We start from the raw sequence: 15,267 nt of genomic DNA on the forward strand, positions 1-15,267 counted from the left end.
CTCCCCCTCTCCCCGGCTCCCCCTCCAAAATGTGTGTGTGTGATGTCCCATGCGTGAAGATGTGCTTGTCGTGCAAACGATCGATCTCGCTCAGTTGGAGAATATAAGAGCCAAGCTCGACCTGACGCTGCTGGCGTTGGAGGCGCTGGCCGGTATCGGGTCGGACGCCGTGTTGCGCGTGGCGGCGAAGCTGGGACAAGCGGAGACGATCGGCGATCGCGTCACGCTGTGGCGACTGCGACAGTCGAGTCCCCTGAGAAACGGTCAGGGGGGACGTAAAAAGCTGGACGTGGAAGAGGCGCGATCGCTCGTGTTAGTCGTATGCGCTTTAGCTCGGGAACATCACGAACTGATTCGGCGAGCTATGGCGCTGCTGGAACAGTACGATGCCATCGATCGCCCGCCCCACGAGGCGGGTTTGTTGGGAGACTATCTCGATCGCTTCACGGACGCCTATCAAGAGCGCATGATCGACGGCGATCGCGTGTCGCCCCAAGTCCTCGAACAATTAGCGCTGAAGCTCCTGGTAGACTTGTTGTTTTACAGCGGGCCCGAAGGAGCGCGTCGCTTGTGGTTGGCTCTGTTCGATCGCGAGGTCGCACAGATGCTTCCCCAGAACGCCGAAGCGACGTTTCCACGCCCGAGGGACGCCTTCTGCGATCGAGGGAGCGACACGCCTCGATCGCGCGACAAGCGCGGAAAACCACCATCTCGAAACTTGCCGCGATCGCAGCGTCCGTCTGAGTTGGACTTGCCGTAAACATGAGGTTGCCGTTCGTCTATGCTGTCGTCTGACGCCATCGCTACTATGTTGCGCGGCTCGATCCGCCGTCAGTACACGCCCCCCACCTGTTCGCTATCGGTCACGGCTAAGTGTGGGGCGTCTTGGTTTCGCTCGCAAACTCCCGTGCTGTCGCGAGTACGGTTCGCGCTGTCCTTCGACGATCCTCGGCTTCCCGACGAGCAGCAGAAAACTCTACGGGGGGATAAGGACCAACTCGATCGCCTCTGTGATGCTGTGACGACTTACGTGGGGCATCTGTTGGCGCAACCCCCGCAACCGGTGACGGTCGCCTCTGGACATCGGCGATCGCGCGGCGATCGCTGGCCGGTGACGGCTGCACGTATCGCGCCGTTACCTTACACCTCCGATTCGATATACCTGCAACCGAAGGGCTTCGTCTCTCACGAGTTGGTTTTGGGGTCGCTGGCGACCGAAGAGACCGGAACGGCGATTCGCTTGGGAACTCTGCAACTATTCGATTTGGCGGCGGCCTTGGAAGAGTACGCAGCGGATTTAGGGCAACTTCCCGAACGAGACGGAACGCACGATCGCCTGCCCGTGTGGGTCAGTGTGGCAGCCGGAGCGATCGCCACCTTGGGACTGACCACCGCGCTCGGACGACTCGACGTCGCGCGATCGCCCGAACCGACGGCAACTTCTCAGCCTGCTTTAGACTCTACCTCGACCGACACCACGTTAGCGTCACCCGAGCGCACGTTACCCCCAGCTCCAAAAAACCTAGCCACACCGCCTCCCTTGAGCCGTCCCACCGTGCCACCTCCGACGGCGATCGCGCCGACTCCCATCGAAATTCCCACCCCAGCCACGCCCGTCGCCACCTCGGAGTCTTCGGGTAATACGACCGCCTCGCCTGGGGCAAATCGCGCGACCTCTTCCCCCTCAAACGCGCCCTCAATGGCGGTGACACCCACCACAGAACCGACAGTTTCGCCAGTGGCACCGACGATTCCACAAGTTCGCTTCGAGGACGTTTCGCAACCCGACTCGAGTTTCGATCCCTCACCGACGACGCCAACGCGATCGGCGTCTAGAGATTTAGGGACGGCGTTCGATGTCGTCCCGCAGGTGGCAGAAGTCCGACGCTATTTTCAAGACCGCTGGGAACCCCCCGAGGGATTGACTCAGACTTTGGAATATACCCTGGCGATCGATTCCGAGGGTCGTCTCGATGCGGTCACTCCCCTTGGCAAGACCGCGACGCAGTTTGTCGAGAATGCAAATTTGCCCGACCTCGGCGAAGCGTTCGTGTCGCCTGCGAGTTCGGGCGTTCGGTTACGGCTGGTTCTCGGTCACGACGGTCAGGTTCAAACCTTCGTTCAGTAGGGCGAGGAGGAGAGGAGGAGAAGAGGAGAGGGGGAGAAGGGGAGAAGAGGAGAGGGGGAGAAAAGGAAGAACTTTTTAACTGCCACCACTCTTTACTCTTCCCTCTTCACTGACGAAGTCTCATCACCTCCTCGTCTCATCATCCCCTCATTTCACAACCTATTCCTCTACTTCGCACTCGCACACGACGCCTTCGAGAACCTCTTTGGCGACAGCGAGAGGAACTTCGAGGCGATCGCCGACATCTCGCACGAACGCGATGACGTCTTGAGCATCATCGAGGAGTCGCGCTCCGTCAATATAGAGGTCGCGGTTGGGATAGTTTTGCAAAAATTCCAGTAAGGTAATGCGACCGTCACTGCTGACGGAGTTGATAAAGGCTGCACGCAGCGATTGAATTTCCGCCACGCGACCTCGGTTGTGGAAGACTTGCCCCATTTGGAACAAAACGTATTCCCCCGGCAGAGAATACGTCACGTCGTCGATGAAGCGCAGGCTGACACTGAGTTCTTGCGTCAGAGCGATCTGCATATCTTCAGCACTCAGGTTGGCGGTGTTCGCAATAAACCGCAACGTCGAGGCACCGCGAGGGATTTCTCCGGTTTCAGCTAAGGCTTCTAAATCGGCAATATCGATGTCGCGGTTGGCAGCCCCGTAGGTGAAAACCAGTCGGTCAGCGGCCGCAGCGTCGGCTGTTACCCCTGCAACACCGAGGACTAACGCCGACCCGACCGAGAGCAATTTCGTCACAGGCGATCGCAACCAAGACGGCGGACGGAATATCGAATCAGGCATAGATGTTCTCCAAACGCGTTACTGGGCAGCTTTACTCGGCTTTACAGCTTTCGCTGCCGATAAGGTATTGGCATCGGTTTCGATGTCAGCTTCGACGAGAGAGTCGGACGTCGGACGACATTCAGCCCGGAGTTCGTCGGTGGGTAAGTTGCTTTCGTCCCGAGGCGGACAATCGCAGATGATGTCTTGCAGTACGTCTTTAATCGCTTGCAGGGCGGGTTCGATTTCAGTGATGAAGGAATCGACATCGCGCACCACGCCTTCTAAGCCGCTGGCATTGATTTTGACGATATCTTCCGGGTATGCCTGAATGAGAGTGAGAACCGACACGTAGTCTTGCTCTTCGTATACGTCTACCAACGCCGCGCGAATCGATTCGAGATCGCTGGTGTTGTCAGCACGGGTGATGACTTGCTCGAGCTGGGTGAGCAAGAATTCCCCAGTGGTACTGTTGAGAAAACTTTCGATGTCGCCGCGTAGTCTGGCACTGAGGCGAACTTCTTCGGTTAGAGCATCTTGAAGGACGTTGAGAATGTCTTCGGCAGCCTCTTGCAGAATGTCCTCCTGATCGATGAGGAGTTGTTCGAGTTCTGGAAGGTCTCCGGTGGCAGCAAAGTCGAGAATATCGTCTAGGGTGACGGTAACTTCGTCTTGGTTGTACCGAATGATAATGGTTTCGAGGGCCTCGGCAGGGGCGGTAAACGCCAGCAAGCTCGCACCTGCTCCTACCGCGAGAGTGCGACCGAGCATCTGAGCCGCAGCGTTCAGAATCTTCCGAGATTTCTGGATGAAAGGCATGGCTTTATCGTATTCTGGATATATTCTGGAGTTTTAGGGATCTGTATTCGGTTTGAGTCTATAGCCGGGTTCGGGAAAAGTCAACGAACTTTAGTCAAGTGTAAGGTTTGTGAGATTTTTTTCGCGAGAGTTTAAGTAATATAGCAACCCTAAATCAGTTGTGTAACAAAATTGAGACAAAAAGGGAACGGGGAACGAGGAACGGGGAACGGGGAATCAGATTTTTTTGGGTGTTTTAATTTTTGACGACTCATTTTGGACTGCGATATAACGTTAATGTTTAAACTTTTATGAAATTTCGATTTAAATTTCTTGTAAAAAATTTATTATTTTTTTAGAATTTTAATTTTAAATTATTTGAAATATCGTGTTCGGCAATACAGAAAAAACGCGGCTCGGTCGTGTTTTTAATGTTGGATCGATCGGGATAAGGAGATCGAAGCTGTTTGAGTCAACAATTCTAAGATCGGCAACACAAAAACTCGGAGATGGAAATAAAACGCAAAAGGGTACATCTCAGTTTTGTAAAAACATAAGTTTGATAGGATAAAACATCTCAATTTTTTAGAATTTCCCTTTTGCGCCTTGCCGAACGTCCTTCGATATCTCCCTGCATCAATGTGAGAATGGATGGGGTTTCAATTGCAAAACTGGGAGCGCCTCAATACCTGAATTCTTAAAAAAAGTTCGGTTTTTCCCTCGTAGGCTTCTGTTAAATTGACTAAACTTTGCCGACGATCGCGAGCTTGCATATTTCAAACTCCTCACTTCAAATACGCCACCGTCACCCCCGCACCGCCATCCTTCTGCTGCGCTAACTCAAACCGGTCAATATGACTCGATCGCTTCAAAAACTCATGCACCCCCTCGCGCAATTTTCCCGTTCCCTTTCCGTGAATAATCCACAACGCACCGCCCACGGGAACCGCTTCAGCGATCGCATTTTCTAACGTATGTTCCGCTTCGTGAATGCGATTTCCTCGCAAATCCAACGTATTCTTAGAGGTTCTCACCACAGGCGCAGTTTTCATCGTCACCGTCGGCGCGGGTTTCGCTTTCGGTTGCGGTAAATCCGGTTTCTCCCCAGACAGCGACTCCACATCCGCTAAGGGAACCGTCATCTTCATCAAACCAAACCGCACCACCAGTTCCCCATCTTTGTCTGCTTCGCTGAGAACTTCCGCTGTTTGTCCCAAGCGGGGAATACGGACGCGATCGCCCTCCTTCGGACGAAATCCCGGTTTCGGTTTCGGCGGTTCTCGACGAGAGGGTAAATCCCGTTCCGCAATGGTGTCGATCGCCGCTGTCGCCTTCTGCGCGTCTTGCGCCGTGGGGGTTCCCTGCTGTAACCGCCGAATCACCTTGGCGATTTCTTCCTTCGCCGCCTCGATCGCTTCCCGAATCGCCCGTTCCTGTTCCAGTTTCAGCCGTTCTTCTCGCTGGCGCAACTGTTCGGCTTTTTCCGCAATCTCCTGATTCAACCGTTCCGCTTGCGCCACGATTTGACTGGCTTCGTCGGCTTTCGTCTCCTGACGCCGCCGCTGTGCTTCTAACTGGGCGATGGTTTCGTTGACATCGACGCTGATTCCCGAGGTGACGTACTCTTGCGCCGAGTCCACCACCACCGAGGTTAACCCCAACCGTCTCGCGATCGAAAGGGCGTTCGATCGCCCCGGAATTCCCCACAACAACCGATACGTAGGCGACAAACTCGCGTCGTCGAACTCCACCGACGCGTTCTCAAAGCGATCGTCTTGGTACTTCAACGCCTTCAACTCGCCGAAGTGCGTCGTCGCTACCGTCAACCCAGCGCGATCGCACAAATACTGTAACAGCGACATTGCCAGCGCACTTCCTTCACTGGGATCGGTTCCCGCCCCCACTTCGTCCAATAACACCAACGCGTTATCGTCCTCCGTCACCGCCTCTAAAATACGACTGATGCGGCGCACGTGACCGGAAAAAGTCGATAAATTCTGTTCGATCGACTGTTCGTCGCCGATATCCGCCAACACCTGCGAAAACCAAGGTAACTCGACCGGTTCTCGCGCCGGAACGAACATCCCCACCTTCGCCATCAACATGGTCAAACCCAGGGTTTTCAACGTCACCGTTTTCCCCCCCGTATTCGGTCCGGTAATCGTCACCACACGAATCTGAGGCGACATCGTAACGTCGATCGGAACCACGTCGCGCCCGGCTTCGTGTTTCTGCTGCCACACTAATAACGGATGGCGTAACTGTCGCAGCGTCGTATTTTCCTCGGTGTCTACGAATCGCGGCGGGTTGGCTTCCAACCACAAGCCATATCGCGCCCGCGCAGCGGCTAAATCCAACGTCGTGACGATCGCTAGCAACCGTTCTAAGTCGGGTTTTACCTCAGCGACTCGTTCGGTTAGCGCCCGCAACACCGCCTCTTCTGCGACTTTTTCTCGCCGTTCTAGGGTGCGTAGTTGGTTGTTGTCGTTGACGATCGCCTTCGGTTCGATATACAACGTCGCCCCCGTCGCAGACGCATCGTGAACGATTCCAGGGATCTTGTCTTTTTGCGGGGCTTTGACTGGAAGCACGAAGCGATCGCTTCTCGTGGTGATTAACTGTTCCTGCAACGCGCCCCCCTGACGCTGCATCATGCGGTTGAGGGTTTGATGGATGCGATCGCGGGTTTGTTTGAGTTGGCGGCGAATCGACTCTAACTCTGTACTAGCGCGATCGGCCACATTTGCGCGATCGTCGATACAGCGATGGATTTCCTGTTCGAGTTCTGGATACGTCCGCAACTCGGACACCAACCTCTCTAAAACGGGAAACTCTAAATCCACGTTGTCAACGGTGTTTTGTCCGGCTTTTTCGATCGCCCGTCGAAGCTGTCGCGCCCCATATAAGGTTGTGGCGATGTCTAGCAGGGCGTTTCCGTCGAGAATTCCGCCAATTTCCGCGCGATCGAGCGAACTTCCAATATCGCGAATTCCACCGAACGACAGTCCCCCCTCGACCGTTGTTTCCAACGTATAGGCTTCCTGGGTTTGTGCTAACAGGTGCAAACTCTCCGATCGCTCGTCGGGAATCGGCAGAGAACGCGCCGCGATCGACCCCAACTTCGTCGCCGCAAAAGTGGAGAGATGCTGGCACAATCGAGGCCATTCTAGGAGGTTTAGGGTTTCTTCTCGAATCAAAGCGTTTGAGGGCAAAGAGTTCTGTTGTAATCTAGTTGTAATTTTAGAGTAATCTTAAAAGAGAAGCAATGGGAAGTTTTTCTGTATCGCGTTTTGACATTCGCGAAATTGCTCGTGCGGTGAAAACCCACCGAAAGATAAAGAATATCCCAGAAAAAAGGGTTTAAAACAAAGATCGGGGTAAGTCCAAACAACTTACCCCTCGCTCGCGATCGGGTTCGACTCAATCTCGACGCATCAGCAACAATTGCACCAATTGCAGCACGGCGTAGAGAGCCGTTGCCACATAAGTCCAGGCTGCGGCTTGCAAGACCGCCCGAGCGCCTCGGTTTTCGTCTCCTTGCAGGATACCCAGTTCGTCTACAATTTTCAACGCACGACTCGAGGCGTCGAATTCCACGGGAAGCGTAACGACGTGGAATGCAATTACTGCCACGAACAGGGCAATTCCCACGTTAATCAAGCCTGCGAAGTTGAGCAAAATTCCCGCAATGACCAGTAACGGGCCGAAATTTGCCCCGATGTTCGCCACGGGAACCAAAGCCGCCCGAAAATTCATGAACTGATATCCCTGTTTGTCCTGCATGACGTGGCCGCATTCGTGGGCTGCTACCGCCGCCGCCGCCAGGGACGACGACCTGAAAATCCCCGAAGACAGGCGTACTGCTTTCGCACTGGGGTCGTAGTGGTCGGTGAGTTCGCCGCTGACGGGTTCGACGCGCACGTCGTAAATTCCTTTTTTGGCGAGAATTGCACGGGCGACTTCTTCTCCGGTCATTCCCAAAGTCGAGGGAATTTCAGCGTAGCGTCGATAGGTATTGTGGATTTGGGCTTGCGCCCAAACCATTAACAGAATACCGGGAATCAAAACGAGATACGACCAATGGAAATACGGCATCGGTTTTTCGCTCTCTCGATCGGGAAGGGATAGTTTTTAATTTTAGTATAAATGAGGCGATCGCGTCTTATCCCGAACGTTGTAGTCGAAATATCCGTACTCGCGGTTTGAAGTGTTTGCGAGTCGGGCGATCGTTAGGTCACTTTTTGAAAAATAAGTCCTTCTAATTGGTGCTGTTCGACACACTCTTTAAATCGATCTGAAACTAAAGCGACATTCTCTTCAGGTAATCGAAAAATAGGGCGATCGCCAATACGTTCTTCATAAAAGGCATATTTCTTTACTCTAATAACTCTCCCAGCACTAGATCTTTGAATTTGTGCGAGAGAGTAGTTCAGACAGTCTACTACTTCAAGAACTCCAATCGCAAAATACCTATCGCCTGAATCATATACAAGTGGAAATAATTTGACATACCCTTCTATTAAAGGATATAAAATCTTCACAGATTTTTCATTAAAGATTAAATGAAATCCAATGAACCCAGGAAAATGTCCTGATTTTTGACCTGGTTTGATTTTAACCCGAACGGGATTCCATTCCTGCTGTGGGTTCTTTGAAGAGGCAGGATATCCTAACAAGTGTAAAATTCCTAGAAGATCTTCGTCACAAAGATCTTCTACTAAATCGATACGATCGTATATATTTACATCAGGTATGGGTCTATAAATATTTTGCATTTTATGCAACTTACATTCAAGATTTTCAAAACAAATTTGATTTTTTCAAAATACATTTTGACTTATTTTTTCCGTAAATATGTTCTATTAGTAAAGGTATCCAGCTTATATCAGTTCCCATATTTCCATAATACTTCCAATGTTTAAAAAATTCATACACTTGGTCTTTAACAGTAGGAACTAATGTAACAATACGATCTATAAATTCTTCACTACCACCAATGAGTGCGTGATGTTCGTGAGACAGTATTATACCCCATTTTCCTGTAGGAGACAGTAAAATATTTTCGGAAAATGTTATATCACGCAAATCTTTCGGAGATTTCTCAAAAGAAGAATAAACATCGATTTCTGAGAATGGTATGTAAAAATGATTTGTTTTATCTTTTTTGGCTGATTTTTTGCAGTATTGTGCTGGTAAAGAATAAAGTAGCGATCGCTCTTTTTTAGACAGTTTTGATATCTGATTTTTTATGTTTTCTGAATAAGGCGAAACATCTTCTTTTTTAACATCATTTTCTTCATATGTCCACAAAGATGAGATATAAAAACCCTCATCACCAATTATTAAGGCAGTTTCAACGATCGCATCTAGAAGTGGCGGATCGATTTGATAAGAGTAACCAAAGACGAGCAACCGCGATTTAATATTTTCAGAAAATGGAGCACCAAACGGATCGCTGTTAACAAATACCTTTCGCTTAATTGGTTTGATTTTCACAGAAAATTCATCTTGGGATATCCGTTCCATTTTTTTAAATCGGTGAATTGATTTTAAAATTCTCCAGGTTTAAAACTGCCGCTGTCGGAAAATGGCGATCGCCAGTGCCAGTAAGACCACAATATAAGTCACGCCGTAGAGAACGTTCAACCACAACGTTCCCGCATCGGGCATCGCTGCCATGCCATAAATTGCTTCGTTTTTAACATCCAATCGTAACAAATCGGGCAGAACGATATATAACACCGTTGAAATGGGTTTGAACGATTCGTTATTCGTTGTTTCCGCTAACTGTAATAAATCTCGACTGAAACTTCCTGCCAAATACGTCGCAAGCGTTAAAAACGATGCGAGTAACGAACTCGTAAACACGCCAAACAAAATTGCTACCGCAATTAAAACCGCCAGTTTTAAACCCAGAAACGCCACGGCGATCGCAAAACTACCCAACGGAATCTCGATGCTGCTTAGTGCTGCGATCGGTAGCGTCACGATCGCCATCGATACGATCGCAACTAACAACACAGCCCAGAGTCCGAAAAACTTCGCGATAATCAACTCTCCGCGAGAAATCGGTTTAGAAACCAACACCAACATCGTTCGTTTGTCGATTTCTTTATTAATTAATGCCGTTCCCACAAACGCCGTAATAAACACCCCCAACAGTTCGATCGTTCCCAATCCCAGATCGAGAACGATTTTGGGATATGCCCCCGCCGATAAATCGGGAAGCAAACGCACCGCAAGAACGAGAACCAATACGTAAAATCCAATTACGTAAAGAATGCGATCGCGCACGACTTCCCGAAAAACGTTCGTAGCGATCGCCGCAAAACGACTGAAATTGACGACGGAGGACGTGCGAGAAGTTCGAGTTTCTGGAGTCTCTGACATCATGATTCCGGTTGGCTTTCCTCAAAAACGGTATAGGGTGTGAAGATCGCTTGCGTATCAGTATTACATTGAAGCGACCCCGTCGTATCCCGCTGCTGGGCTTCGATCGCTGGGGGAACCTCCTGACGCTTAACCCGACACATTAAGGTTATCGTCTGTCCGTTCTCGTCTAACCAGTAGCGCTCCCAGTACAATTGTACGAACAAACGATACTCGTCCCGACCGTTACCGCCGACTCTCAAGGAAATATCCCAAGGGCGATCGCCTTGAATTTGCTGAATTTCGGGTTCGAGGTTGCGTCGGACTAAATTAGGATCTGCACGGACGTTCAGCAGAATTTTTTCAATTTCCGACCACGATCGATCTTTAAAATGCTTCTCGAGAAAAACTTCGACTGTACGCGCGATCGCGTAACCTCTCAATTGTGAGGGACTGGCAACGCGGACGATAAAATTACTTTCCGTTAAATCTGCCAACCGCACGCCAGGGTAGTCGGCGACCCAATCTTGGAGAAGAAACGTGAAGTAAATCCAACAACTGAAAACCGTGGCAATTAATCCTCGCAGTAACAACGCCGGACGTTTTTCGACTGAAGGAATTTTAAAATTGCGTTGTTTTCCGACGAAGGACGGTAGAACGGCGATCGTACTGGTTACGAGGGGAAACGCGACGAACGCCCAGCGAGGAACCCGTCCCGATTCGTCACGAAAAAACATCGTACAGAGAACGGCAGCGACGATTCCCGGTCCTAAAGAAATGCCTAGAATTTTCCAAGGATTGCTACTTTGCCACCACGCCAACGCGAAGAGAAAAACCACCCACCCCAATCGCGTAATGGGAGAGTCTGCAAGCTGAAAACTCGGTTCGGCTAGAACGAGCGCCAAGGAAATTAACCAAATTCCCCAACTGGTTAACATGAGCGTTTGCCAAGAGGCAAACTTGGGCGGTTGGAATTGCGATCGCACCCATTTCCAGTTGTCCATATGCGTAAAGTTTTAAAGCATTAAAAATAAGCATAAAAGAGGTCAAAAAACAAGTACCATTAAAACGAGCAACAGTAAAATACTCGCGTGACTCATGGCGTGACCGATCGAAATAGCACGGTTTTGGTCGGCTTTAACTCGGTAACGAATCAAGCGCTCCGAGCGAGATTGCTCTGCTTCCTCGTACAAACTCAAGTTTTCGACGGGTAAGATTTTAAATCGCTGCAACGTATACAATCCCTGACATTTTACAAACAAACTGACAAAAAATACAACGACGAGACTCAAGACTAAAATCGGTTCGACTCGATCGCGTCCGAAATCTGGAATCAAGCGCCCGGTAAAAATAAAAGAAACAGTTTGTGCTTTTAACGGTAGATCGGCATCTAAATTTTGGAAAACATAAAAAAAGATCGTCCAACCGATCGCCACACAAAGCAAATTCATCGACACGGCATAATACGTACTCGTTCGTTTTGTGATTTGAAGTTGTTGGTGAATGATAGTCGATTCAATGGCGATCGCGATAAAGAGAAACAACGTTTGACACGCCATCGCTCGCAATGGCAAAATCATAAAGTTTCACCTCCTTCAACGACTCAAATCACTTTGCTTCTCAGTTTTATAAAAACAAGAGTTAAACTCAAAAACTACCGCAAAGGAATTGCGATGACGAACTCCGTACCTTCTCCGAGCTGAGAATTGCAGAGAAGCTCGCCGCCGTGCTTGTCTACAACAATCTGATAGCTAATCGACAGTCCCAAACCCGTTCCTCGTCCGACAGGTTTCGTCGTAAAAAACGGATCGAACAGCCGATCGCGCGTTTGGGGAGGAATTCCCGGCCCGTTATCGCGAATGCGAACGATGACTCGCGCCTCGTCCTCTATCTCTGTCGAAATCCAAATCGTCGGTCGTTCGCCATTGTACTCAGTTTCGAGGGCGTCGATCCCGTTGCTAAGAACGTTCATAAACACCTGATCGAGCAATCCAGCGTAGCAGGTGATGCGATCGGGTAAACGACCGTAGTTTTTCACGATCGCGATCGCGGGTCGATCTGCGGTCGCTTTCAAACGACTCTGAAGGATCGTTAACGTACTCTCAATTCCAGCGTGGAGATCGACCGCCTTCATATCCGCCTCGTCAGCTCGAGAAAACGTCCGCATCGATCGCACGATTTCCTGAATCCGAGTGGTTCCCACCCGCATCGACGTTAGAATTTTCGGGAAATCCTCCATCAAAAAGGCTAAATCGATTTCGTCGGCGTACTCCTGTAGCGATCGCGGCGGATCGGGATAGAGATCTCGATAACGCTGCAACAACTCGGACAAACTCTCAGCATACCCCTCCACGTGGGAAAGATTTCCTGAAATAAAATTGACTGGATTGTTAATTTCATGGGCGATACCGGCGACCAGTTGTCCCAAACTCGACATTTTCTCGGTTTGCACCAATTGAGATTGCGTACTTTGCAGTTTCTCCAACATTCGCGCCAGTTCCATGGCTTTGGTACGGGTTTGTTGGTACAGTTCCCCTTGGTTCAACGCGATCGCTAACTGAGTTCCCACCGTTTCGATCGACTCGATTTCCACGTCCAACCAATCGCGCGTCTGGCGATCGACCAACACCAACACCCCCAATTCTCCCTGCTGAGTTTGAATCGGAAGCGTCAAACAGGAAACGGCGTTTTCCGAAGGTTCTGCGCGATCGGTCTCGGACTCCGAAGCCAGATCGCATCGCACTAACGACCGATAAACCTCTTCCGACATCGTCCGAAGATGGCTGGGACGACAGCGTTTCAACTGACGAACCGTCTCCGGCGTCAACCCCATCTCGCCGACCGAATAAGACTGTCCCAAATCGCTGGCTGCGAGAACGTGGTGAGATTCCGCTACGACTTCCCAATGAGGCGTCTCGCCGCCGCGATACCAACAAAAGCTACACCGCTCGACGTTCAATAACGTTCGCAGTTCTCGAACCACCGTGTCGAGAATCGTGTCGATATCTAGAAAATTACGAATCTGCGACGCCACGCGACCGATCGACCGTTCCCACTGGGCTCGTTCGTAAATCTCCCCTCGCGATCGCTCTAACGCCTGTTTTGCATCTTCCAATTGCACCGTTCGCCGGATCGACATCCACAAATACGCCGTCACGAGCGTCGTTAACGCAAGTCCTACTGCAAAAGTCGCTTCGACTTTCCGACTCTGCGATCGATATTCGGGTTGCGGACGCACGACTAACAGCCATTCTCGGTTGTGTCCGCCGTCGAAAGCTTGCGGGACGACCTGTAAGGAACGAGTACAGTTGGGATACACCGCACAAGTCGCATCTGCAATTCGCACGTTCTCCGACGGCGGGGTCAGGGTTCGCCGTTCTGCGTCGTAAGTGACGAGCAGTTGACGCTCGGCGATCGCCGTCAGATCGAAAATCTCGAAATTCAGATGGTTGAGATTGACCTCTCGAATCGCTTCTCGAACTAGGCGATCGCGGGAATAGGCGATCGAGACTAACCCGAACCCCGTCGGTTCGGAACGATACACGCCGCGTACCACCCGAAACTGGTCTTCGTCGTCCGTCTCGAACGCGATCGCTACCGCCGCGTTCCGTAGGTGGGGGGAAATCTCGAAAGAACGGTTCGACAGTCCGTCGTATCCGAGTTGAGAGCTATATTGAGCTGAGGGTTCGATATGCGAGATCGGAAAGTATTCCGAACGAGGGGGAGACGGAACGGCACGTCCGCGATCGTCGAGTTCCCAAATGGAAAAGGGAAACGGTTTCTCGGGAAAGTCGAGGGCGCGATCGCGGTTGGGTTCGGCTAAAATTCTCGGTTCCGCGATCGCGCGTTCGTATAGATCTCTTTCTGTTTTTTCTACGCGATCGATCCAAGCCACGCTCTCGATGGCGGGATATCGCTGTAAAAACGAGGTTGAAATCAAGGAAAAGTTTTCAGCAGTGACGCGATCGGCGGCTTCGTAGAACGTTCCGAGAGTTTCGGGAACTTCGATGTAGCGATCGATCTCTTGTTGGAGAGCCAAAGCTAACGCCTCGACCTGTTTGTCGAAGTTGTACGCCGTTCGTCCTCGTTCTGAGGCTGACACCAACACAGCGGCGATCGCCGAACAACCCAAACCGACGATCGCGCTCAGACGAACAGGGAGATAGCGATCGCGACGATCGATCGTCGTCCAAGGGCTTTGTTTTAACACTCGAGCGACGGTCGATCGCCAACGGAACCGCTGTTGTTTGATAAATTGCCCAATTCGGTCTGTTTTGTGGTGTTGCACGATAAACGTTAGAGGAAGTTAGGAATTTCTCAATTTGTATTCACTTTTCAACCTCAGCGATCCCGAAGCCGGATAACTGTTGCTCGCTTGTATCTCGAGATTTAAAGAACGCGGATTTGCGTTTTCAGCTTAACCGCTAGGAGCCCCGCACTGTACCCGAAGGGTCAGTGCCGGGAGGAATAGCGGGGGCGTCGATGGGGTTCAATGCCCCAGAGACGCCCAGACTTCTAATGTATTGCCGCAAAACGTCGGTTTGATTGCGTTCCGTGAGTTCACAATATCTGTCTAAATGTTCCTTTTCAACATCCGAGATTCTAAGGCTTATTTGTTTCATGGGTAGCGATCGTATTTATATCTGCTACAATCATGGCATGAAACTAGCCTACCAGTACAAGTTATTGCCGACCTACGAGCAACGATGCCGCATGGATAAGTGGCTCGATATGTTGCGCTGTCAGTACAACTACCTGCTGGCAGATCGCTTTGACTGGTGGGAGATGAATCGGTGTCCTGTTAATGCTTGTCCTTTGGTGTGCAGTATCGCTGAACCCAGAGAACAGCCCGAATACTATGGGCAAAAACGCTCCCTGGTCTCACTTAAGCAGGAGCGAGAATGGTACGCCGATATTCATGTTGATGTCTTGCAGGAAATGGTGAAGCAGGTAGACCTCGCATTGGCTCGGTTCATCAAAGGCGACAAGAACGGCAAACGTAGCGGTAAGCCTAGATTTAAGGGGAAGAACCGCTATCGCACCTTTGCTTATCAGCGAAGCCGCGAAAGCTAATAAGCAAGTCGTGAAGGTTAACCCTGCTGGTACATCCCAGCATTGTGCAATTTGCCTGAACCGAGTTCCCAAGGAGTTGTCTGACCGCTGGCATGAATGCCCGCATTGCGGTGCGTCTATGCCAC

12 protein-coding genes and 2 pseudogenes are annotated in these 15,267 nt (G+C 50.8%); 4 read left to right on the forward strand and 10 right to left on the reverse strand.

Features of this window, described 5'->3' with window-relative positions; all coding sequences use genetic code 11:
- Positions 1 to 49: 49 nt before the first annotated feature.
- A pseudogene (locus POG22_RS02925) lies at positions 50 to 592 on the forward strand (DUF3038 domain-containing protein); the annotation flags it as partial.
- Positions 593 to 781: 189 nt separating this feature from the next.
- Complete coding sequence (locus POG22_RS02930) at positions 782 to 2,128, forward strand: DUF4335 domain-containing protein (protein ID WP_498903534.1); 1,347 nt, start codon at positions 782 to 784, stop codon at positions 2,126 to 2,128.
- A 159-nt stretch (positions 2,129 to 2,287) separates the two neighbouring features.
- Here POG22_RS02930 and POG22_RS02935 read toward each other — a convergent pair whose 3' ends face one another.
- The 10 genes from POG22_RS02935 to POG22_RS02980 form a co-directional block, all read right to left on the reverse strand.
- Positions 2,288 to 2,923 (reverse strand): alpha/beta hydrolase, encoded by a 636-nt coding sequence (locus POG22_RS02935; RefSeq protein ID WP_082901815.1) that lies wholly within the window; start codon positions 2,921 to 2,923, stop codon positions 2,288 to 2,290.
- 18 nt (positions 2,924 to 2,941) lie between these two features.
- Positions 2,942 to 3,721, reverse strand: coding sequence for an alpha/beta hydrolase (locus POG22_RS02940; RefSeq protein ID WP_063718724.1), 780 nt, complete (start codon positions 3,719 to 3,721; stop codon positions 2,942 to 2,944).
- Positions 3,722 to 4,485: 764 nt separating this feature from the next.
- Positions 4,486 to 6,897: an endonuclease MutS2 gene (locus POG22_RS02945; protein ID WP_498903539.1), complete on the reverse strand. Its 2,412-nt coding sequence runs from the start codon at positions 6,895 to 6,897 to the stop codon at positions 4,486 to 4,488.
- Positions 6,898 to 7,120: 223 nt separating this feature from the next.
- Positions 7,121 to 7,795 carry a zinc metallopeptidase gene (locus POG22_RS02950; protein ID WP_063719284.1) on the reverse strand — a complete coding sequence of 225 codons (675 nt, stop codon included), beginning with the start codon at positions 7,793 to 7,795 and terminating at the stop codon, positions 7,121 to 7,123.
- A gap of 134 nt (positions 7,796 to 7,929) precedes the next feature.
- Positions 7,930 to 8,475 (reverse strand): imm11 family protein, encoded by a 546-nt coding sequence (locus POG22_RS02955; protein WP_498903535.1) that lies wholly within the window; start codon positions 8,473 to 8,475, stop codon positions 7,930 to 7,932.
- Between the two features lie 25 nt (positions 8,476 to 8,500).
- Positions 8,501 to 9,226, reverse strand: a complete 726-nt coding sequence (locus POG22_RS02960; RefSeq protein ID WP_150128811.1) for a hypothetical protein — start codon at positions 9,224 to 9,226, stop codon at positions 8,501 to 8,503.
- A 39-nt stretch (positions 9,227 to 9,265) separates the two neighbouring features.
- Positions 9,266 to 10,090: an ABC transporter permease gene (locus POG22_RS02965; protein WP_063719285.1), complete on the reverse strand. Its 825-nt coding sequence runs from the start codon at positions 10,088 to 10,090 to the stop codon at positions 9,266 to 9,268.
- Positions 10,090 to 11,073 (reverse strand): DUF5357 family protein, encoded by a 984-nt coding sequence (locus POG22_RS02970; protein ID WP_017658809.1) that lies wholly within the window; start codon positions 11,071 to 11,073, stop codon positions 10,090 to 10,092. Before POG22_RS02970 ends, POG22_RS02965 begins: the two co-directional genes overlap by 1 nt.
- Before the next feature lie 42 nt (positions 11,074 to 11,115).
- Complete coding sequence (fraC, locus tag POG22_RS02975) at positions 11,116 to 11,649, reverse strand: filament integrity protein FraC (RefSeq protein WP_063719286.1); 534 nt, start codon at positions 11,647 to 11,649, stop codon at positions 11,116 to 11,118.
- Between the two features lie 74 nt (positions 11,650 to 11,723).
- A complete protein-coding gene (locus POG22_RS02980) occupies positions 11,724 to 14,357 on the reverse strand; it encodes an ATP-binding protein (RefSeq protein WP_498903537.1) in 2,634 nt (877 codons plus the stop codon).
- 371 nt (positions 14,358 to 14,728) lie between these two features.
- On the opposite strand from POG22_RS02980, the pseudogene POG22_RS02985 reads away from it, so the two are divergent.
- Positions 14,729 to 15,127 (forward strand): annotated as a pseudogene (locus tag POG22_RS02985) (RNA-guided endonuclease InsQ/TnpB family protein); the annotation flags it as partial.
- Positions 15,128 to 15,152: 25 nt separating this feature from the next.
- Positions 15,153 to 15,267 (forward strand): zinc ribbon domain-containing protein (locus tag POG22_RS02990; protein ID WP_498903540.1); only part of this gene is annotated, 115 nt, incomplete at its 3' end.

The organism is Geitlerinema sp. CS-897 (assembly GCF_028368005.1).
GTDB classification, from domain to species: domain Bacteria; phylum Cyanobacteriota; class Cyanobacteriia; order Cyanobacteriales; family Geitlerinemataceae; genus Baaleninema; species Baaleninema simplex.